Genomic DNA, 19777 nt, shown 5'->3' on the forward strand with positions numbered 1-19777 from the left:
AGGTCCGTGCCGCCATCCTCAATCGCTTCACGCGCTTGGGCACGCCCACGACCGTAGCGGTGACCATGCCGTAAATCCGTCTGGGGTTTGGGGTACTACGCGCTCAATTGATTTATGCAACAAAGCCCAGCACTGGCATCAAGATGCTGGGTGAAGGCGAGTGGAAGACGAAGAAGCACGGGGCAAACCATCGCCGCCAGTGGCGCAAGGTGCATCTCGGGATCGATGCGTCCACGCTCGAGATCCGGGCCATGGGAGTGACCGATAACGGTATCGGCGACGCACCTGTCCTGCCAGCGCTGCTGAGCTAGATTCTGCTGACGAGCGCATTGCCAGCGTCAGTGGCAACGGTGCGTACGAGACGAAGGGCGTTAAAGGCATTGCATTGCGCACTGCGCATGTCATCATCCCGACCCGGAAGAACACCAAGCCCTGGAAGGCAAACAACCGTGGTGCCGATGCACATAACGACATCCTGCGAGTTACAAAAAGGCTGGGACGGGCAATCCGGAAGAGATGGAGCGGCTACCACCGGCGTAGCCTTGTTGAAACCGAGATGCGCTGTTTCAAGTTGCTGGGCGAACACGTCATGGCACGCGACTTCGAACGTCAGGTCGCCGAGCTACAAGTACGGGCTGCCATGCTGAACCGCCTCACCCGGCTGGGCACAACGGTTACGGTCCCAATGTTATAAAACGAACTACAAAGTAGCGTCCGCTCGGCCCTCGCTCGATTTATGCAACAAGGCCGTTTTACTCCATAAACAGCCTCACCTTTACTTCAAAGAGCGGTGGTTCGCGTCGCAAGATCGGCAAGGCGTAACGCAACTATCAAACCATGTACTTACCTCCAGAGCAACAAGCGCCGTACACTGAGCATTGCGAACGGCCGGGTTCGGCCAAGAGCGGGAGTTCGTCGGATTACCCATCTGGTTGTATAAGTGTTAAACTTATGGCAGTCACTAAAGTGTTGAGAAACCCAGTGTCGCCCTCTATATACTCTTCGCCACGTGCAGGAGGCGGCTTCGCCGCAAATGGTGGCGGTGCGGTCATCATTGCATTTGGCTCATTGGAAAGTTGATAATTTGGTGGCTGTTTAACTACAGGAGATATCTCATGGTCAAACTTGCATTGTTCGTTCGTCTAGAAGCCAAGCCGGGTAAGGAGAAAGAAGTAGAGAACTTTCTGTTAAGTGGTCTTCCCCTAGTTCAGGCAGAGCCGGCTACTACAGCTTGGTTCGGCATCCGCCTAGGGCCATCAACCTTTGGCATTTTTGACGCGTTTTCAGATGAAGCTGGGCGGCAAGCTCATCTTTCCGGCCAAGTCGCAGCGGCGCTTATGGAAAAAGCGGGGGAGTTATTTGCCGAGCCGCCGTCAATCGAAAAGGTTGACGTTCTTGCGGCAAAGCTGCCAGGCTAAGCAACCCCAGTAAGTCGCCCTGGCCGACGACTTAGAGCCTATCCCAGTAGACCTGCTGAACGCCAGGCAATGACTCCACAAACGAGGTGAAGGCAGGCGAGATAGTTGCCTGCCTTCTTCGGCCAACGGATCAGCAGGCCACGGAATCGATTCATCCAGCTGTGCGTGCGCTCGACGACCCAACGTCGGGCGCGAAATCCTGCATCCTTGTTCAGTTCTAAAGCTTCTTCATCGCGCGCTCTGAATGTGGGCAATGAAGCCAAGATCCTCGACCCATTGACGTACTTACCGGCAAAGCGCCGATCGCTACCTGCAGCGTCTTTTGCCTACGGTTGACCGTACTGTAGTCCGGCACCGGCCAGTCGAGTCTAGCCAGGTGCAGCAGGCTTTGCATCATACCCATGGCCTGGCGCAGCGGCAAATTGAAGAGGCACTTGATGCTCAGGCAGAAATGGATCGCCTGCTCGCTGAACATCTGGCTGCGCCCGCGCTTGCCGTTTGGCTCGCCATGCTAGGCCATGTTCGGATCGAGCCAGATGAGCCGCGTGCCTTCAGTGCTTCGTTGTATGTTTTCCAGTTCGTGGTGCGGTATTTCTGAGGAGCCGGTTTATGCGCTCAGGCTACCAGATGTCCCGGCTCTACCCTGGCCAGGGTCGATTTGTGCAACAAAGCCGGTTATGACCGTTCAGCCTGCCTTGACCGCCGCCTTAGCAACCAGCGTCTTGAGGAACACGTGCTCCGCGCTTTCTAGCGCAGTTGTGCATTCCCCCGCCTCGCATGCGAAAAAATTACCGAGCTTACTGATCTTCGGTATGGCTTGGCTATCGCAGCATGGCATTCGAAGATCAGCCGTCTTATAAGTTCGCTTGACGTATTCCCAGGCGATCAAATCGCAGTCGAACGCGTAGACGTCGGCGTCACCTCTTCGAGCTCTAAGCGGCAAAATTAATTTCCAGATTACCTATCCAATCCTCTCGTCTCGTTGGGCGAAGCTTTCCGAACCACTTAGACGGGTTGTACGGAGGATCGTAGCCTTCATCGTTCTGATGTGCAAGATGTGCAGAACCCCTGTCGGCTCTAGGATGCAGGGGCTACTGAACAGGTGTGCTGCGTGTGCAAAACATCACCTGGACTACGACATCGAAAAATCTGCTGGTTAGAGCCACCCAGATTGGACGTGGCACATCAAAAAAGGCCCATTTCGACCGGACTACGGAGTGCGCTGAATGGCCCCCAGTGATCTATCAAGTCCTTCCACCGTTTTTCCCTAGCTGTAAACGCTATAAGCGCTTGTCGAGAATCGACCTCGCCGCGTCTGGTTCAACTGGCGACGGGACTCCACGCCACCGCACTCTGCCCCAGCTGCCAACAAAGATCTCTCCCCAACCAGTGTGCAAGGTGTGCAGGCCCAACCTGTACGCCCTGCACAGTCATGCCAACACACCATGAAAAATCACGAAGACAAGTCCCCCCTATTTTCCCTTGGCGACATTTACATCACCAAACGCGCAGACGCCGAGCTGGACGCTCGCGCCGTCACCTCGGCGACGCTACTGGAACGGTACGTTACCGGCGACTGGTCAAACCTGTCGGCTGAAGACATCAAGGCAAACCGCGCCGCTATCCATGATGGCGGACGTATCCTCGCCTCATACCGCATCGCGCCCACCGTCCGCATTTGGATCATCACCGAGGCCGACCGCGCCAGCACGACGATTCTGCTACCCGACGAATACTGACCCCTCAGCTGTTTCGCCGAATGGCACCGGCCCGCCGCCACTCCGACCGGAAATAGACCGGAGGCCACCCCGGCAGCGGAGCCGAAAAAGCGTGCGTTGTAATGATCCACGCCCAGCCACAACCATTTGACCGTGAACGCCGCCGTTCCGGTCCGCTCCACGGATTCGAACTTCCCGGAACGCCTAAGGCGCTCCGCATCTGCGCATCAACCCACCATCGAGAATCTAAATGTATGAACAGACAATTTCGCTTCAACAAAAAACTTATCGATGCCCTCCCCCCGCACCCCGAGGACGCCAAGTCCAAGGAAAGCGAGTATTCCGATACCGAGGTCGCGGGACTGCGCATCATCGTCAACCGACGTGGCCGCAAGTATTTCCTCTTCCGTTACTCCTTCGACGGAGCCAAGCGCAGCATGAAGCTGGGCGATTATCCGCAGATGGAAGTCACCGACGCCAGACACCGCGCGCTCGACTGTCGCCGTCAAGTCGCTACCGGGACGGACCCGCAGGCAGCGGCTGCAGCCGTAGCGGCATCACAACTGACACTGCGTCGGTTCGTGATCGACGACTACCTGCCGCACGCTTATGCCACCAAACGTAGCGCCAAGGATGACGAGGGCCGGATGCGCAACATCCTGCCGGAGTTTGGCGACTTGCAACTGTCGCAGATAAGCAGCCATACCATTCAACAGTTCCATGACCGGTTGCGCGTGCAGAAGTGTGCAGCCACTGCGAACCGCCATCTTGCACTGCTAAAGCGATGCTTTAACCTCGCCATCATCTGGGGCAAGCTCGACGGACCGAATCCGGTACGGGGAATACGCATGCATCAGGAGAACAACCAGCGGCAGCGCTACTTATCAGACGGCGAGCTGCGCTCGTTTTTGAGGGCACTTGACGAGGAACCAAACCGCCCGCTGGCAGACGCGCTGCGCTTCTTACTCATGACCGGCGCGCGCCGTAACGAGGCGCTGATGGCACGGTGGGATTCGATTGACCTCGACAAAGGTCAGTGGTTCCTGCCGAACACGAAGAGTGGCAAGAGCAGATTTATCTTGCTGAACGACGCTGCCATCGAGTTACTCCGCCAGTGTGGTCGGCCTGCTGGTCATGTTTATGTGTTCCCAGGTAAGAATGTGGGCGAGCCCATCTGCAACCCGTACAAAGGCTTCAAGCGGGTACTGAAGCGGGCGGGCATTAGGGATCTGCGGATTCACGACCTGCGACACAGCTTCGCCAGCTTGGCGATCAACAACGGGGCGACGCTCTATGAGGTGCAGCACCTGCTCGGCCACGCCGATAGCAAGACCTCGCAGCGATACGCGCACATGGCGTCGGACAACCTGCGCAAGGCCAGCGCGCAAGTAGCCGCAGTGATCGCACAGGCCCGGCCACAAGCCGAGTCCGTGGCGTAAACGAAAAATCGCTCAAGAGTGACTTGAGCGATTTTTTTTACTCCGTTCGGAGTGGGCATTAAGCTGCGATCGGGACTCCATCTGGCCAGATGCGTTTGGTAACGATGGCGTAGCCACGGAAGCGATTGTTGCAGAAGCGGTGGACTCGTCGTCCAGGCTGTTCCGTCTTGAGTGCACCCAACCCGGCCAGCTCATCGAGAATCCGCGTCGCGTCGTCACCGAGTTCGCGGTTCAACACATCGACGGAAATGACCGTGATGTCGTTGTCTACGAATGCGACGGCCTCGCAGTTCAAGTCGGGTCTACCCGGATGAAGCTCGTCGATGCGATCGGTGAGAAACTGACGAATACGCGCTAACGAGCTGGCACGCGTACTCCACCATAGTTCAGTCACCATCTTGAGTGCTGCGTTGATTTTTTCGTCCGCGTTCTCATCGAATACACCTGCCATTACCGCGATCCGTCCGGCTACAACTGCCCCGGCGAGCCGCTTGACGACGCGGCGCTCACCGGATTCGCAGTCGGCGGGCAACAGGACGTTCTCGATGTCTGGGGCCATCGCCAGGAGCTCGTTTAATTCCTCCGGATTGTCGCAGCAATACTGGATGATTGCCTCACCAGCCGTACCGTACTGCTCGCTGCAGGCACGCTTGAGGTGGCTGGTCGCAGCATTGAACGAACCGAACTCTCCGTAGTTGTTCAGCACCCCGACATCGGTAATAGGGATGTCGATAGCACGGTCTGCCTGACCACCATGCATTTTCCGCCCGCTCGCCGCGATGGTGTCAGCGATCGTCACTTCCGCCGACACGATTACATTCGACTGCCAGCGTTCGCGGTCCGCCGCTTCGCCCGTCGATTTCATGCGATGCTTGCCTTCGCCGGACGCCATCATATAGCACGCCTGATGGACGATCGCCGCACTGCTTTCAGTCAGTTCGTCGAGAAGCGTCGGCAGCGGGCTTTGCTTGCCGAGCAATGCCTCGAAGCCGTTAAGGGTGCCGTTGAACCGTGCGATAAATGCCGGGTCCTCGACCTGCGCACCTTGCGCGGGATCGACTCCATTGCCGAAGATACTGGCGGCGCATTGTTCCGCGAGCGTCTTTCCGAGCCCCTTCTGTCCGCAGAAGTTAAACATGCTAGAACTCAGGCCGAGGCGGTCCAGGAAGATGCTTGCGATGGCGATACAGGTCATCGCGAGGATGATCGGGTTTTCGACGATCAACACGCCGATCTTCGCGCGCCATTCGTCGAGTGTACCGCGCGAACACATCGCGCCCGCGCCAGAGGGGTCGATCCAGAAGTCGTCCGGATCGTTGTCATCGCTGGCGATCAGCTTGCGCCCGGTAAAGAAAGCCTGATGATCTGCGATCCAGCGAGTGTTCGTGACCAGTTCGCGCGTCGAGAGCTTGGCAACCGCAGCGGCGGTGGCCATCAGGTAGTCCGACAACAGCTTAGGTTTGTAGATGATCGTCCCGCGCGCGCTGAGGATTTCGCTGATCGCCTTGGGCGTGCCGAGCGTCCCGTTGTCAACACGCACCATGCAGGGAAGTACGCCCTCGACGAACGGGGTAATCGCCACCGCACACGAGGTGGTGTTCGTTGCGGGATCGAACACGAAGCGCTCTACGTATGCTTCGCCATGCATGACAACAGTGAATCCTGCGTCTCCTCGATCGAACTGCACGGAGCCGTTCTGGACAATGTATTTGTCGACCGTGCTCGGCGCGGCGGTATTGCTAGGCTTATTCATAGTTAGCTCTTAGATGTTCTTATTCGTTTCCACCCATGCACGCACGTCTTCGCATGCGTACCGCACCGCTCGGCCCACCTTGACGAATGGGATTTGCGGACCCAGCCCGGTAGAGCGGGCTTTCTCCAGGGTCTGCGGCGCGATGCGCAGCAACGATGCCACTTCCTTCGTTGTTAGATAACTGCTCGGTTCGTACATTGGATGCTCCTTTAGGTTGCGTTAAGAAAATTCAGAAAGCCCATATTAAGCGGATGAGCTAACGAAGAAAAGTCTTGAAAAACAGTGACTTACAACAATAAACATAAGCAAATAGAAGGCGGCGGATGAGGGTTTTACCGGCCTCCAAGACCGTCAAACGATTTCGCCCTGGTAACTCGTTCACGCACCGAAAAATCGGCGGCATGCCGATACTTCAGCCGGGCAAGGCGATTTCCCGCCTCTTTTAAGCCCGGATTCACTTCCTTTTTTCGCTGTCCACCGAGTGAAAATATTTTTGGAATGTCGTAGTCTTGCGACATTCCAGTACCTTCGATCACACCAACTCGCCAACCAAGTTGTTCGCATCGATCAATGCTTGGTCCTGCAGGTGTGCATAGCGTGCAGCCGTGACGTTCGGTGACGAGTGGCGCAGCGCCTTGGAAACGGTGAACAGGGGTACGCCCGCGTTGACAGCAATCGATGCCCAGGTGCGGCGCAGGTCGTGGATCGTGAAGCCCTCGATGCCCGCGCTCGCACAAATGCGCTCGAACGCCTTTGCGGGCCTCGTCATGGGCTTGGCCGGGTCCTTGCCTGGAAACAGATAACCGGCCTTCCGTTTGCCGATTACCACGCGCAGCAGTTCCACCGCCGTTGAGCTGAGGCAGATATGTGCCGACTTGCCCGACTTCGTCATCGGCAAATGCCACGTGCAGCTTGCCAGATCGACGTCATGCACCTTGGCGGCGAGCGCTTCGCCGAGCCGCGCCGCAGTCAGAAAGAGCAGCATGAACAGCGACGCCGCAGCCCGGTTGCTCTCGTGATCGCAAGCCTCCTTGAACGCGGCACGCTCGGCCGTATCCAGCACTCGGGTACGGATGTTCGCCTCTGCGAGCGGACGGATGTGCTTGGCGGGGCTCTTCGTATGCAGGTCATTCTCGACGGCGTAACGGAATATCGCCTTCAGCAAGGCGAGGTAGCGATTGACGGTCGCGGGCGACAGGTGCTCGCGCTCGCTCAGCATGTCGAGGAAGGCCACGATGTTCGACGACCTGATGGCAGCCAGCGGCAGGTGTCCGAATTCGCTGGACAGCCAACGCTCGAATTTCTGCACGTCGTCCTTGATGCTGCGCTTACGAGCTTTTACAGCCGGGTAGTAATGGTGGGACCAGAGCTGAGAGAACGTGATGCCGACGCGGCTCGGTGCGCGCGGATCGATGCCCTGTGCAGCCTGGAGGCGTGCAGAGGTGCAGGCGAGACGTGCCTGTTCGACCGTGAAGTGGGCGCTGTAATCCCCGAGCGCCAGGGATAGGCGCTGCTTGTGAAGAACCGGGCGAGCGCGGAAGTTGATGCGACCACTGCGATACAGGACCGCGATCAGCCCGACGCATTTCGTGTCGTAGCAGTCGAGTTGATCCTTGTCGCTGTAGGCAAGGAACGAAGCCAAGGCCGTATTGAGGCTGGCCTTCGTGAAGCAGAACTTGGTCGAAAAATTGTGGTTACTTGTTTTGTCGGGCGGCATGTTGATAGTCCTTTACTAGGACTACCGGGATCAATCATAACGATTCGCCATCGAGAGCGCATCCCTGACCGTCAAGCTTGGTCAAGGAACCCGACCACAGCATTAGGAAGCGCTCGCCCGTGAGACACTTATTTGCTTCGCCTGAAGGGTAAATCACGCATAGAGCCGATCAACATCCGACGAGCCAACTGGGCGATCACCTATTTAGAGCGCCTAACAAAACCGTTCGACATACCGCCAACAGATGAGCGAGCAAGCGAGCGAAAGGAACGCCTGATGGATGTCTGCTCGCCGCTCGTGTCGGATGCGCAGCCTGCGAAAGCGGTGTAGCCATCCCAAGGTGCGCTCAACGACCCAACGCCATCGCCCGAGCCTTTCTCGTGATTCCACTCCGTATCGCGCGATGCGTGCCGCGATACCTCGTCGGCGCAGCCAAGCGCGATGTGCTCGTGAAGCGTATGCCCGATCGGCATGTAACTTACCTGGACGTTTACGCGCACGGCCGCAGAGCCCTTTCACCGCTGGGATGGCTTCGACGAGTGGAATAAGAAAACGCGAGTCGTGGACCTGGGCGCCCGAGATCTTGGCTACCAGCGGCAACCCACGTTGATCTACGAGCAGATGGTGTTTGCAGCCGAGCTTGCCACGATCCGTTGGGTTTCGGCCCGTATGCTCGCCACCGGCTGGGGCAGGTACACTGGCAGCGTCAACGCAAGCTCGATCCCACATGATCTGGTCGTGTTCGCGCAGCCGTCGAAGGAGTGCCTCGTGGACGCGCTGCCAAACGCCCGCTTTCATCCATTCGTGGAGGCGGCGCCAACAAGTCATGCCACTACCGCAGCCGAGCTCGCGCGGCAAATATTCCCACGGTATCCCGGTCTTGAGCACAAACAGAATTCCGGTTAGGGTCGCGCGATCGTTAAGACGTGGCCGTCCGCCTTTCGGTGACCTGCTGTGGGTTGGCAGATGAGCTGCTACGAGCGACCAAAGGTCTTCGGGGAGAAGGGCTTGGGCCATGGCATCAGTCCGTCTGGGAACACGGCCGCCATCTTAGCTGCCGAAGCACCGTCGTGTACGTCCGCTACCGACCCAAAGCGGACGGTCCGCTTAATCCACAAGCCAATGCAAGGCTTGGTTAAGGTCGTTATAGAAAACGCGGTATTCCCCCTCGCCAAATTGCCCGAAGGCGATCCGGGCCAAATAAGCCAATCGTGTATTCGGAACCAAAACAGCTTTACGAAGAGGCCGATCTTGGAACAGTTGCCTTGTTCTGTTGTCGAGTTTTTCTTGCGCCAGTGCAAGATCGACGGTAGGCGACTCCATTTCCAGTCCATCGTAGAGTACGCGTGTGAAACCCGTATCCTGAAGCAGTTGGACTACCCGCTCGTGTGTTTCTTCAAGCATGCCTTCGGTTAATTCGCCCCTCAGTCGAGCCACAACGACATTGCCAAGAGGTTCAATCCAAAGTTGAGTGTTTGGCATTTTATCCAGTTTAAATTAGTTTAAAGCTCGCAATTTGACCCGCAATACCAGAGGTAACCGCTCGTTAGGTGTGACCGCTTTTGGCCGATAGCGGACGGTCGGCACGGCTCAGTGTACTCGGCCGTTGCCTGCTGAGCAACTAGAGGGTTTTGTTAGGCGCTCTTAGTCCCAAGGTGCAGGTTCCGAGTTGGAAATGCCAACGGCTTGCCGGCCTACCTCTTGTGTACGTTGCAGGCCCTGAGCAGCATCTTCAATCATTTTCCGTAACTTTTTTAAGCGCGCCTTTAAGGGTGCCCCTTCGGAAGGATGAAAGCTGTTCAACAGACCAACACGGCTCGATACCGTTAAAAGCTCTTTATGAAGTGCCTCATCATGCTCGCCAAAGGCAGCTCTGGCCTCAAGCTGAAAGACGGACGTGCGAATGCCTCGGCGCATTTCCTTGGGCAAAGCAACTCTGACGTTATGCACGAGCTTCGTTGTTACGATTCGCGCCCCTGCTGTGTGCACCTCATGCTTCTGGCGCTTGGGTTGAACGCCAGCGCTGCGGAGCATCGCATAGACACTGGAGATAATTTCCGACTTCTCGCTATTGGTAATGCGACGCTTGCATGAAACGCTAATATCATCTACATAGCGGGTGTACTGGTAGCCGCGACGCTGGAACTGCTTGTAGAGTTGGGGCTCTCTGACCCAAAAGACCAGGTTAGCCAAGTAGGAACTGGTAACGGCCCCCTGCGGCACGCCGTCATCCTTCACCGTGAGCAGTGTCAGGAGATTTGCGACCTCCTCAGAAAACCCAAACAGGCCGCACCACATCGCCTTCACAAGGGTAGACGAAATTGTCGGGAAAAAGTTGGCAATGTCTTCGCCAATTGTAATTTTTGCGCCTACGTGGGCTTCAGCATTTTTACGAGGACTGCGTCCCTTAAGACTTCCGTTCAAGTAATCCGGGTACTCGACACGGCTTAGAATGCGATCTTTGATGCGTCTCTGAGCATATTTCAGGCGCGGATAAGCGTCGAAGGTCTGGCGCTTGCTTCCGTCTTTTTTTATTTCTTCCGCTGCCAGTCGATATGATTGATTTGCTGCCGCAGCGATGCGCTTTAACCATCGCTCAGGGATTCCCAGTGCCATTTCGAGCGCAGCGATGCTATGGATTGGCTCACACGGATAATACGGAATACTCTTGTCACTATTCGGGGGCTTTTTCATCCAAAAGCTCCAAAGCAGTCAATGCTAACTGTCCCGCAAGCTCCTTGTTAATGCCTGCAAGTTCGCCCTTCTCAGCAGCAAGGAAAAATAAAATCTCGACAGGAATCTTTAGTGCAGCTGCAATCTTCTCGACCGTAGATATGGTTGGGTCGCGCTTGGAGTTCTCAAGCATCGAAAGATAGGAAACCGAACACCCGGCCAGCTTCGCAAGAGCCTCTTGAGAAAGCTTTCGGCGTTGGCGACTAGTCTGGATCGCTTTGCCAAGGTTCATGATATTCAATCAAAAAATTAATGGGCTTGTTGTGCAGGAGCTCGACTAAACATCACATCAGGTCTCGAATGTTGCTAACCAGACGAAGGAAGTCTGCAATTACTTGAAACGCACGATAGCAAGCTACCGTTCTGCGCTCCGATCCTTCCTGTCGGCTGACAATCTCCAATTCAGCGATGACGGTGTTCAACTCAGCAACTGCACGCATGTCGAGCTGGCTATGATACGTATCGCGCAGGTTTTTCAACGTGCTGATACTTGTTTCGAGAGTATGTGGCTGCATAATAAACGTCCTTCAATCCGGGCGAAATTGCCCTGCCCCGTTAGCAAATAAGCCGGAAGGTGCCAGCCCGACATAACAAGCCCATTACCAGTCGAAACCCTTCGAGCGCTGCCCCACCGTTCGTTCGGTGCACATGGCAACTGGCTCGCGGTCGGTTAGCACTCGTCGCTCCGGGCAATGCGGCCCGTTGCGGGGAATTTAGCCTACTTCTGGAAGTGGGCAATCCTGAAAACGTCCAGGATCGTTAAGCAGCTTTTTGCTATCAAACTTCGGGTACTGAAGTACACATACATCGAACATCATCCGAGCGGTATCACTCGGCCTGAAGCTATTAGAACACAGCCGTAATGCAGAAATCAACAAGAATTTTCACTGTCAGTGAAAATTTACGCACATTTGGTCGTGACACAGTGCATACGTAGTGGCTCGGAACGTCCGTCAGGTGCGCTACTTGCGACCGAAGTAAGAAAGCCCTTTGACGTCGCACTTAGCGCTCTTGCTAGGTGCGAGCCGCGTAGCGCGTGCTCGCCAAGCGCAGCCATTGCTGCTTGTCATAGCATGGCACGCCATGCGTCTTCCGCGCACCTCGGCCACGCTTGCTACGCAGCGCTATGCGAGTCTCGCACCGACTGCGTAAGCCTTTTGAGGATTTGCGTCAGTGACGGGACCGAGAAAAGCGAGTTCCTTGACCAGGAACTTGCTTCAAGCCAGTAACACTCAGCGCAGGACGAAGAGCCGTCTTCAAGGTGGTACCCAGCGAGCCAAACCGCTATTGTAGGTATCGCAAATAATATCGGGAGACGTAGCCATTCGATAATGTGGCCACCGGATGGACACTTATCTCTACACCGCACTAAATGCCGAGCGCTCGCAGATACAGCTGCTTTGTGCTAAAGCGTCGGGAGCCTGCTCCGTAGACATGCAAGGCACCGACTGGACTTAGCCACATTCGAAATTACAGCGCTTCTAGTCATATATTATTTATTTGCAACAAATCATGAAGCCCCTTGCCCGCAATCCGGACAAGGGGCTTTTCTATTTCAGCGTGTATCAAGGAACTCTAATCAATGAAGAAATTTATCACTCCTCCGAACTCGCAATGGTCGAGCAACAAGATCAACGCATCGCCCCGGACAACTAGGCCGAACAATTACCCGACCATGCTGCCTGACATCAAGGAAGCATTTCTGCCGAGCAGTCTGGACCTGACGTTCACGCTGAGCTTCCGGCGCTAGAACTGTGGAACGGTGAGCGTGTATGCCGCCGCTACCGAGCATCAATGAAAGCTCCATACCGGTAAACGGTGTGGGGCTTTTCTTATCCCAACCAGTTAAACGACCTGTAGAGAAATCAAATGAACCAAGCAGAAACAACAAACATCGGCGACGTGCCCGCCGAAACGACCGGAGCGACCGGCCTCCGGGGCTGCTGGCTGCTCAAGTCCGCCAAGGCTATGAAGCTGGGCAAACATGCCGAAGGCGGAATCCACTATCAAATCCTTACCGACAACCAGCGTCATGACCCGTCGTTCAAGATCGTGGGTAACGAGGGCGGCGGCTACTTCAGCAAGGAAGTCATCGCCTTCGGTAACGTCGAATCCTGCCTTACCGCGCATCCGCAAGATCAGCCCTTCCCCTCCAAATTGTTGCAGACGGCGTTCACCGGCCGGTCCAGCAATAACGCGGGATTCCTCGCCGCTATCCTGCGCGCCGAGGGCTTGCTGGCTCTCGCTCCCGACACGGAAGGCCGCCACGTTATGTCCGGCGATTGGGCCGCATGGAAAGCGTCCGTGCTCGCCGAGCCGGGGCGGCTGCTCGAATCAGAGCCAGCAAGTAAGGAAGAGAAGGCCGAAGATAAGGAAGCCTCTACGCCGTCCGCTGACGAAAAAGATCCACCTCGGCGCGTGAAGAAATAGCAAACACAATCACTCAAGGACCGACCTCATGACCAGCAACTACTCAACAGCGTGGGAAGCGGGGCGGCTCGTGCGTTACCTGATGCGCGCGCCGAACGTCTACATCTTCGGAGGCCTTCTAAAGCACATCGCCTGCCCCACCGTACACCCCGAATTCACCGATATAGACCTCATCGCAACCGACAGCCGGGAACTGGTTCGCATTCAGGACACCTTCGACTACGTGTTCAGGGAGCTACCCAGGATCGGGAACCGACCACGCTACTTCATCGGAAAGTCACAACGAACCGACAAGGTAGTCCAACTCGTCCTAATGCGCTCCCACGTCCAGGCAATGCAGTTCGCAGTCGAGGGTCCGCAGTACGACATCGACCGCGCAGCGTTTGGCAACCGCCGGTTCTACTTCGATGAGGCCATCGGAGAAGTAGCCATCCGGCATGCCATTAGGACGAAGCGAGCAAGCCGCATCACCGCGCCCCGCAACCTGACGCACTACGCGCCGCACCGGCCGCAGATCGAACAGCGCCACAAGCTCAAGCTGATGCGCAAGGGCTTCACCGTCATCGACTGCCCCGCCCCGTAACCAACCCAGAAAGGCCACCCATGACCGTCACGATCTACGTAACAAAGGAAGCGATGGCGACCGTCCGCAAAATCAAGGATCTCGACTACTACGACCGCTGCTGCTTGGCGGACAACGAAGCAACTGACCTCACCCACAAGGAAGGCTACTATCTCAAGACCACCCACAAGCTCAATCTCGCCCCGTTGCCGGAAGGTGCCCTACTCGTCGCCAGCCTGTGCACCGGCGGCGCCGACTACTCGGAGCGCGTGAGCATTCCCGCCAACCTACGCGGCTGTATCTTTGAGAAGGCCCCCAATCTTCCCCCGCGCTACAAGGAGATCATCGAATACTGGTCCGGCGAACCGCTGAACACGAATGCGGGCGGCGCTGTCTACTACCAGAACCCGATGAACGCCTACGTGGTCGACCTGTCCCTTCTTGATGCGGCGAACGCGGCAGGCAATTACGGCGGCAATGTGGAAGGGATGGACGCCCTATTGTCGGAAGGGGTCGTCGTGCACATCGCGGGGCTAGGAAAGGTCCTCAGCAACGCTCTAGATGAAGCGTTTGTCGAGGTCGAAATCCCGCTGGATGACGCGATGCTCGCCCTGGACAACCCCGAGTTCCTGACTGGTCAGCCCTACGTGCAATCGATGGGCCAGCGCTCCGAACGCATCTTCTTGAAAGTGTCGGACATACGCCACTCCCCCGACCCCGATCAGATTTTCGTGGACGCGCTGCGCTACGAAGAACTCGATTACGGTTTCTATTACTGACTCCATAGCGGTGTGCGGGATGTGCAGAGTGTGCTAGCCACCCTCCTGCCTATTGTGGAAAGGGCATTCTGGTCGCTCTCTGGTCGGGGCCACAGCCAATACGATCAAGCTGAATCCATTAGCGGCAAGTTGTCGCTGACGCGCACAAGAGTAAGGCCATTCGTCCATGATCCTTGTGCAGCAAGGAGATACCTCGTGCAATCGGATAGAATGGCTGGCAAGTTATCTCGCAATCGCGGCTGCTTCTGGCACTTTTAATCCGTTGGTCGCAGGTTCGAGCCCCGCACGGCCTACCACGAATTGCAGTAAGCGAAAACGCCAGCCTTCGGGCTGGCGTTTTTGTTTTCGCGTCCAGCGAAGCACGCGGCGCGCCGCCCTGCGACTGCAGGCGCGGCGCGCCGGCCATCAGGCCGGCATGTCGATGCCCACCAGGCCGCGCTGCGCCGCCAGCACCACCGCCTGCGTGCGCGCCGAGGCGCCCAGCTTGGTCATCAGGCTGCGCAGGTGCCATTTGACGGTCCCCACCTCGATGCCCAGGTCGCGCGCGATGCGCTTGTTGCAGTGGCCCTTGGCCAGCAGCTGCAGCACGTCGCTCTCGCGGTTGGTCAGGCGGTCGCCCGGCAGGCCGTCGCGGATGCGCTCGACCACGGTCGGGCACAGGTAGCGCGAGCCGGTCAGCACGTAGCGCACGGCATGCTGCAGCTGGGCCGCCGAGGTGTCCTCGAGCAGGTAGCCGCCCACGCATACTTCGAGCGCGCGGCGCACGTCCCACTCCTTGTCGCGGTTGGTCACCACCAGCACTTCCTGGCCGCGGCGCCGGCCGGCCGAGGTGCGCGCCAGTTCCAGGCCGGTGTCGTAGTCGGTGACGACGACGTCTGCCCCGGCCATCGATTCCGGCTGCTCGGCGTGCAGGGTGACCAGCCATTCCTTCGATTGCAGCAATGCCGCCAGGCCGGCGCTCATGGCCGGATGGACGTGCATGACGTGGATCGTTTTCATCGTGTTCATGCGATTCTCCTGCAGGTCGGGTTCAAGTAAAACGGATGTCGCTGACGACGATCGACACCACCAGCGGCTCGGCGTTGTGGCTGCCGTCCGGATTGCGCACGTAGATCATGTGGCGGGTCGGCAACGCGATCTCGTCGACGGTGGTGTAGTCCGAGAAGTAGTGCACCGCCGGCGTGCCGCCGTTGATGTCCACGTCGTAGTCGTGGCGGCGCAGCTTGGCGTCCGCGCCGAAGTAGAACGTCTGCACGCGGCTATGCGTGGCAATGGCGTCCGGATAGGTCACCTGCAGGCGGCGCCAGGTCTCGCCGTTCTCTTCCCAACCGGAGAGTTCGGCGAACTGGAAGCCCGGCTCGGCGAACGCGAACGGCAGGGTCAGGTAGTTCCACATCGCGTAGCCGACGAAATACGCGAGGTGCAGGTCGTTCCACGGCGTCTCCAGGCCGAAGCCGTCGAAGGCGGCGCGTGGGTTGTCGAGTGCTTCGACCACGGTGCCGTCCAGCGTCTCGACGGCGGCGCGTTGCGGGGTGACCGCGGTGCGCCGGTCGGGGGCGCCGAACGGCGCGTGCGACGTCCACTGGCGATGCAGGTCGATGGTGACGTCGACTTCGTCGAGCATGCCTCCTTTGCCCTTCATGGGCCACAGGATGCCGCCCTGGCTGAGGTGGGCCGACAGTTTGTCGTGCGACTTCCAGCGGGCCAGGCCGCCGTGTGCCTCCAGGACTTGCGCGAGCAGTGCGTTCATGTTGCTTCTTCCTTCCTTAGTTTCGAAGTTGGATTTTTCCCGTCGACGGCGGCCCGTCTGCGCGGGCTCGCCGGTACTTCATTGCTTACTTCAGTTCGGGCACGGCAATCCGGCGTCGGCCCAGGCCACCAGCGCCTTGACGAAGTCCTCGTGGGACATCGCCGGCTTGGTGCGGTCGGCGCCGGGGTTCCAGGCCCACAGCACGAGCGGGTCGGTCTCCATGTGCTCGATGACTTCCTTGGGGGTCTTGCGGTTGCCGTTGCGCGCGGGGTCGCGCATCTGCAGGCAGATCTGTTTCTTGTCCAGGCCATGCCAGTTCATGCTCAGCGGCGCCAGGTGCCAGTTCGGCACGCCTGGCACGCGGCCGTCCGCCGTATTGGTCGCCTGGTGGCAGGCCTGGCAGCGCAGGGCCGCCGAGCCGTGGCCGTCGGCGCCGCGCACCACCTGCTGGGCGTGGATCACGCCCCAGTCCTTCTGGCGCGGCGCCTCGATCTGGTGGCAGTTCACGCAGCGCGGGCCCATCACGACGCTGGCGACCGGGTCGAACAGCGCGGGATCGCCCTTCGCCGGTTCGGCCGCGCCCGCGGCGCCTGGCCAGGCCAGCGCCACCAGGGTCAGCGCCACTGCGCCGGCGATGCCGGCCAGGCACGATACGATCGTCTTCATGCTGCTCTCCTTATGCATCGCCCGCGGCCTTGTGGATGGCAAGGCGGATGCGCTGGTAGGTACCGCAACGGCAGATGTTGCCCGACATGGCCTGGTCGATGTCCTGGTCGGTCGGGTGCGGGATCTCGCGCAGCAGCGCCGTCGCCGCCATGATCTGGCCCGACTGGCAGTAGCCGCACTGCGGCACTTCCAGCTCGGCCCAGGCCTGCTGAACGCGCTTGCCGACCGGGTTGGCGCCGATCGCCTCGATGGTCGTGATCTTCTTGCCGACGGCGCTGGACGCCGGCATGACGCAGGCGCGGGTCGGCTGGCCGTCGACGTGGACCGTGCAGGCGCCGCACAGCGCCATGCCGCAGCCGAACTTGGTGCCGTTCATGTGCAGCTCGTCGCGCAGTACCCACAGCAGCGGGGTATCGGCCTCGGCGTCCACTTGCTGCTGCTTGCCGTTGATGTTCAGTGTGATCATGCTTTGCTTCCTGTTCTTCAGAATTAAACGGTGGCGCCGATCGGCATCTTGCGCACGCGCTTGCCGGTAAGGGCATGCACGGCGTTCGCCAGTGCCGGCATCACGGCGGCCGTGCCCGGCTCGCCCATGCCGCCCGGCGTCTCGCCGCTGTCCACGATATGGGTCTCGACCAGCGGCGCCTCGTGCATGCGCAGCACGCGGTAGTCGTGGAAGTTGCTCTGCTCGACGCGGCCGTCCTTGATGGTGACGGCGCCGTACAGGGCCGCGCTGATGCCGAACACGACGGCGCTCTGCACCTGGGCCTGCACGGTGTCGGGGTTGACCACGGTGCCGCAGTCGACGGCGCACACGACGCGCGGCACGCGAATCTCGTTCTCCGGACCGACGACGGCGTCGACCACCATCGCCATATAGGTCCCGAACGCGAACTGCACGGACAGGCCGCGGCCCGCGCTGCCCTGCTTCGGCCCTTTCCAGCCGGCCTTCTCGGCCGCCAGCGCCAGCACGTTGCGGGCGCGCGGGTTGTGGGCCAGCAGGTCCAGGCGGTACTGCAGCGGATCGGCGCCGGCCGTGGTGGCCAGTTCGTCGATGAAGCTCTCGACCACGAACACGTTGTGGGCCGGGCCCACGCCGCGCCAGAACGCCGTCGGCACGCCCTGTGGCTCGTGGCGGGTGTAGGTCACGCCGATCGACGGGAACGCGTACGGCGGGTTGTCGGCGCCGTCGACAGTCTCGCTATCGAAGCCGTTGTTGAAGGCGGCCGGCATGAAGCGGCCCAGCACCGACGAACCGGTGATGTGCGCGGTCCAGGCGACCGGCTTGCCGGCGGCGTCCAGGCCGGCCTGCATGCGGTCGTAGAAATAGGGGCGGAACATGTCGTGCTGGATGTCTTCCTCGCGCGTCCAGATCACCTTGACGGGATGCTTGACGTGTTTCGCGATGCGCACTGCGCGCTCGACGCCGTCCACTTCCAGGCGTCGGCCGAAGCCGCCGCCGATCAGGAAGTTGTGGATCGTGACCTTCTCCACCGGCAGGCCGGAGGCCTTGGCCGCGACCACCTGGGCCAGGCCGATGATCTGGGTGCCGACCCAGACGTCGCAGCGGTCGGCCTGCACGTGCACGGTGCAGTTCATCGGTTCCATCGGCGCGTGCGCCAGGAACGGCAGCTCGTAGGTCGCTTCCACGACCTTCGCCGCGCCCTTCAGGGCCGCTTGCGGATCGTTCTCCAGGCGCACCTTCGCGCCCGGCGCCTGCGCCGCCTTGGTCATGTTGGCAACGATGCTCTCGGTGGACACCTTGGCGTTCGGGCCGTCGTCCCAGCGCAGGGCCAGCGCGGCGATGCCCTTCTTGGCGGCGCCCATGTTGTCGGCCACGACGGCCGCGCAATCGTCCAGGCGCACCACCTGGCGCACGCCCTTGATCTTCCGTGCGGCTGCCTCGTCCAGGCCGACCAGGCGGCCGCCGTTGACGGGAGAGATGGCCAGCGCGGCGACCTTCATGCCGGGCAGGACGACGTCGATGCCGTACTGCGCCGAGCCATCCAGCTTGCCCTTGGTATCGAGGCGCTTGGCCGGCGTGCCGATCAGGCGGAACTGGTCGCGCGGCTTGAGCACGATGTCCTTCACGTCGGGCACCGGCTGCTTCGCCGCCGCGTCGACCAGCTGGCCGTACGACAGCTTGCGGCCGCTGGCCGCGTGGATCACGGTGCCACGCTCGGCGTGGCAGGTCGACGGATCGACCTGCCACTGCTGGGCAGCGGCGCGTACCAGCATGATGCGCGCGCCGGCGCCGGCCTGGCGCATCGGCATCCATGCCGCGCGCATGGTGGTGGAACCGCCCGTCATCTGGCCGCCCAGGGCCGGGTTGCCGTAGCGCGTGGCGTCGGCGGGCGCGTGTTCCAGCGCGACGTCGGCGATATCGATCTCGAGCTCTTCGGCGATCAGCATCGGGATCGAGGTGTAGGTGCCCTGGCCCATCTCGACATAGGGCATCACCAGCGTGACCTTGCCGCTGCGGTCAATGCGCACCAGCGCGTTGGGGACGAAGCGCGCGCTCGAGGATGCGGAAGCGGCGGCGGCATGCGCGAGGGCGCCTGGCACGGCAACCTGCAGCAGCAGGCCGCCGCCGGCGGCGCCAAGGGCTTTCATGAACAGGCGGCGGCCCGGACGTGCGGGCACGGGCGCGTCGTCGAGTACCGGGTTCGGCGTCGTGAGATTCATCGGAAGTCGCTTTCTCTTTCAGTGGGAGGACATGGTCCGGCGCGGTCGGCGAATCTGCGGTAAGCTGTGCGCTGCCGGGTTGCCTTTTCGACGCGTGTCGGAACGTTAAAATGATAAGTTGCCGACG

Annotated in this window: 21 protein-coding genes and 3 pseudogenes; 8 read left to right on the forward strand and 16 right to left on the reverse strand. The window is 59.5% G+C overall.

Features of this window, described 5'->3' with window-relative positions; all coding sequences use genetic code 11:
* Positions 1 to 128: 128 nt before the first annotated feature.
* Together ACI1V7_RS19440 and ACI1V7_RS19445 are read left to right on the forward strand one after the other, a co-directional pair.
* Positions 129 to 694 (forward strand): annotated as a pseudogene (locus ACI1V7_RS19440) (IS5 family transposase); the annotation flags it as partial.
* Positions 695 to 1115: 421 nt separating this feature from the next.
* Positions 1116 to 1418, forward strand: coding sequence for a putative quinol monooxygenase (locus tag ACI1V7_RS19445; protein WP_277488299.1), 303 nt, complete (start codon positions 1116 to 1118; stop codon positions 1416 to 1418).
* Positions 1419 to 1456: 38 nt separating this feature from the next.
* Here the strand turns inward: ACI1V7_RS19445 and ACI1V7_RS19450 are convergent.
* Both ACI1V7_RS19450 and ACI1V7_RS19455 read right to left on the reverse strand, forming a co-directional pair.
* Positions 1457 to 1703 (reverse strand): annotated as a pseudogene (locus ACI1V7_RS19450) (transposase); the annotation flags it as partial.
* Positions 1693 to 1973: pseudogene (locus ACI1V7_RS19455) on the reverse strand (transposase); the annotation flags it as partial. The pseudogenes ACI1V7_RS19455 and ACI1V7_RS19450, both read right to left, overlap by 11 nt.
* A gap of 890 nt (positions 1974 to 2863) precedes the next feature.
* On the opposite strand from ACI1V7_RS19455, the gene ACI1V7_RS19460 reads away from it, so the two are divergent.
* Positions 2864 to 3157 carry a hypothetical protein gene (locus ACI1V7_RS19460; protein WP_105378925.1) on the forward strand — a complete coding sequence of 98 codons (294 nt, stop codon included), beginning with the start codon at positions 2864 to 2866 and terminating at the stop codon, positions 3155 to 3157.
* Positions 3158 to 3390: 233 nt separating this feature from the next.
* A complete protein-coding gene (locus tag ACI1V7_RS19465) occupies positions 3391 to 4575 on the forward strand; it encodes a site-specific integrase (protein ID WP_404533441.1) in 1185 nt (394 codons plus the stop codon).
* 58 nt (positions 4576 to 4633) lie between these two features.
* Here ACI1V7_RS19465 and ACI1V7_RS19470 read toward each other — a convergent pair whose 3' ends face one another.
* The 9 genes from ACI1V7_RS19470 to ACI1V7_RS19510 form a co-directional block, all read right to left on the reverse strand.
* Positions 4634 to 6328, reverse strand: coding sequence for a DUF927 domain-containing protein (locus tag ACI1V7_RS19470; protein WP_404533442.1), 1695 nt, complete (start codon positions 6326 to 6328; stop codon positions 4634 to 4636).
* A 9-nt stretch (positions 6329 to 6337) separates the two neighbouring features.
* Positions 6338 to 6526, reverse strand: a complete 189-nt coding sequence (locus tag ACI1V7_RS19475) for a helix-turn-helix domain-containing protein (RefSeq protein WP_290414883.1) — start codon at positions 6524 to 6526, stop codon at positions 6338 to 6340.
* Positions 6527 to 6660: 134 nt separating this feature from the next.
* On the reverse strand, positions 6661 to 6864 hold the full coding sequence (locus tag ACI1V7_RS19480) for a hypothetical protein (protein ID WP_404533443.1): 204 nt from the start codon (positions 6862 to 6864) through the stop codon (positions 6661 to 6663).
* Positions 6861 to 8045, reverse strand: coding sequence for a site-specific integrase (locus ACI1V7_RS19485; RefSeq protein ID WP_404533444.1), 1185 nt, complete (start codon positions 8043 to 8045; stop codon positions 6861 to 6863). Before ACI1V7_RS19485 ends, ACI1V7_RS19480 begins: the two co-directional genes overlap by 4 nt.
* Before the next feature lie 213 nt (positions 8046 to 8258).
* On the reverse strand, positions 8259 to 9062 hold the full coding sequence (locus ACI1V7_RS19490) for an IS5 family transposase (protein WP_404533445.1): 804 nt from the start codon (positions 9060 to 9062) through the stop codon (positions 8259 to 8261).
* Positions 9063 to 9152: 90 nt separating this feature from the next.
* A complete protein-coding gene (locus ACI1V7_RS19495; protein ID WP_404533446.1) occupies positions 9153 to 9527 on the reverse strand; it encodes a SpoIIAA family protein in 375 nt (124 codons plus the stop codon).
* Positions 9528 to 9689: 162 nt separating this feature from the next.
* Positions 9690 to 10739 carry a reverse transcriptase family protein gene (locus ACI1V7_RS19500; protein ID WP_404533447.1) on the reverse strand — a complete coding sequence of 350 codons (1050 nt, stop codon included), beginning with the start codon at positions 10737 to 10739 and terminating at the stop codon, positions 9690 to 9692.
* Positions 10720 to 11010, reverse strand: a complete 291-nt coding sequence (locus ACI1V7_RS19505) for a helix-turn-helix domain-containing protein (RefSeq protein ID WP_105378919.1) — start codon at positions 11008 to 11010, stop codon at positions 10720 to 10722. Before ACI1V7_RS19505 ends, ACI1V7_RS19500 begins: the two co-directional genes overlap by 20 nt.
* 52 nt (positions 11011 to 11062) lie before the next feature.
* Positions 11063 to 11293: a hypothetical protein gene (locus ACI1V7_RS19510; protein ID WP_290414887.1), complete on the reverse strand. Its 231-nt coding sequence runs from the start codon at positions 11291 to 11293 to the stop codon at positions 11063 to 11065.
* A 997-nt stretch (positions 11294 to 12290) separates the two neighbouring features.
* Between ACI1V7_RS19510 and ACI1V7_RS19515 the strand changes: the two genes are divergently transcribed.
* From ACI1V7_RS19515 to ACI1V7_RS19530, 4 genes are all read left to right on the forward strand, one after another.
* On the forward strand, positions 12291 to 12434 hold the full coding sequence (locus tag ACI1V7_RS19515; protein ID WP_290414888.1) for a hypothetical protein: 144 nt from the start codon (positions 12291 to 12293) through the stop codon (positions 12432 to 12434).
* Between the two features lie 213 nt (positions 12435 to 12647).
* Complete coding sequence (locus ACI1V7_RS19520) at positions 12648 to 13208, forward strand: hypothetical protein (protein ID WP_404533448.1); 561 nt, start codon at positions 12648 to 12650, stop codon at positions 13206 to 13208.
* A gap of 28 nt (positions 13209 to 13236) precedes the next feature.
* The gene (locus ACI1V7_RS19525; protein ID WP_105378916.1) at positions 13237 to 13791 is read left to right on the forward strand and encodes a hypothetical protein; all 555 of its coding nucleotides are present in this window, start codon (positions 13237 to 13239) and stop codon (positions 13789 to 13791) included.
* A 20-nt stretch (positions 13792 to 13811) separates the two neighbouring features.
* Positions 13812 to 14549, forward strand: a complete 738-nt coding sequence (locus ACI1V7_RS19530; RefSeq protein ID WP_404533449.1) for a hypothetical protein — start codon at positions 13812 to 13814, stop codon at positions 14547 to 14549.
* A 405-nt stretch (positions 14550 to 14954) separates the two neighbouring features.
* On the opposite strand, the gene ACI1V7_RS19535 is transcribed toward ACI1V7_RS19530, so the two are convergent.
* The 5 genes from ACI1V7_RS19535 to ACI1V7_RS19555 all read right to left on the reverse strand — a co-directional run bounded on the left by ACI1V7_RS19535 (position 14955) and on the right by ACI1V7_RS19555 (position 19650).
* The gene (locus ACI1V7_RS19535; protein ID WP_404533450.1) at positions 14955 to 15557 is read right to left on the reverse strand and encodes a response regulator transcription factor; all 603 of its coding nucleotides are present in this window, start codon (positions 15555 to 15557) and stop codon (positions 14955 to 14957) included.
* A 22-nt stretch (positions 15558 to 15579) separates the two neighbouring features.
* Positions 15580 to 16299 (reverse strand): hypothetical protein, encoded by a 720-nt coding sequence (locus tag ACI1V7_RS19540; protein WP_404533451.1) that lies wholly within the window; start codon positions 16297 to 16299, stop codon positions 15580 to 15582.
* 90 nt (positions 16300 to 16389) lie between these two features.
* On the reverse strand, positions 16390 to 16965 hold the full coding sequence (locus ACI1V7_RS19545; RefSeq protein ID WP_404533452.1) for a hypothetical protein: 576 nt from the start codon (positions 16963 to 16965) through the stop codon (positions 16390 to 16392).
* Positions 16966 to 16975: 10 nt separating this feature from the next.
* On the reverse strand, positions 16976 to 17431 hold the full coding sequence (locus tag ACI1V7_RS19550; protein WP_404533453.1) for a (2Fe-2S)-binding protein: 456 nt from the start codon (positions 17429 to 17431) through the stop codon (positions 16976 to 16978).
* A gap of 23 nt (positions 17432 to 17454) precedes the next feature.
* Complete coding sequence (locus ACI1V7_RS19555; protein ID WP_404533454.1) at positions 17455 to 19650, reverse strand: xanthine dehydrogenase family protein molybdopterin-binding subunit; 2196 nt, start codon at positions 19648 to 19650, stop codon at positions 17455 to 17457.
* Positions 19651 to 19777 lie beyond the last annotated feature (127 nt).

Origin of the sequence: Massilia paldalensis (genome assembly GCF_044901715.1) — a bacterium.
GTDB classification, from domain to species: domain Bacteria; phylum Pseudomonadota; class Gammaproteobacteria; order Burkholderiales; family Burkholderiaceae_D; genus Telluria; species Telluria paldalensis.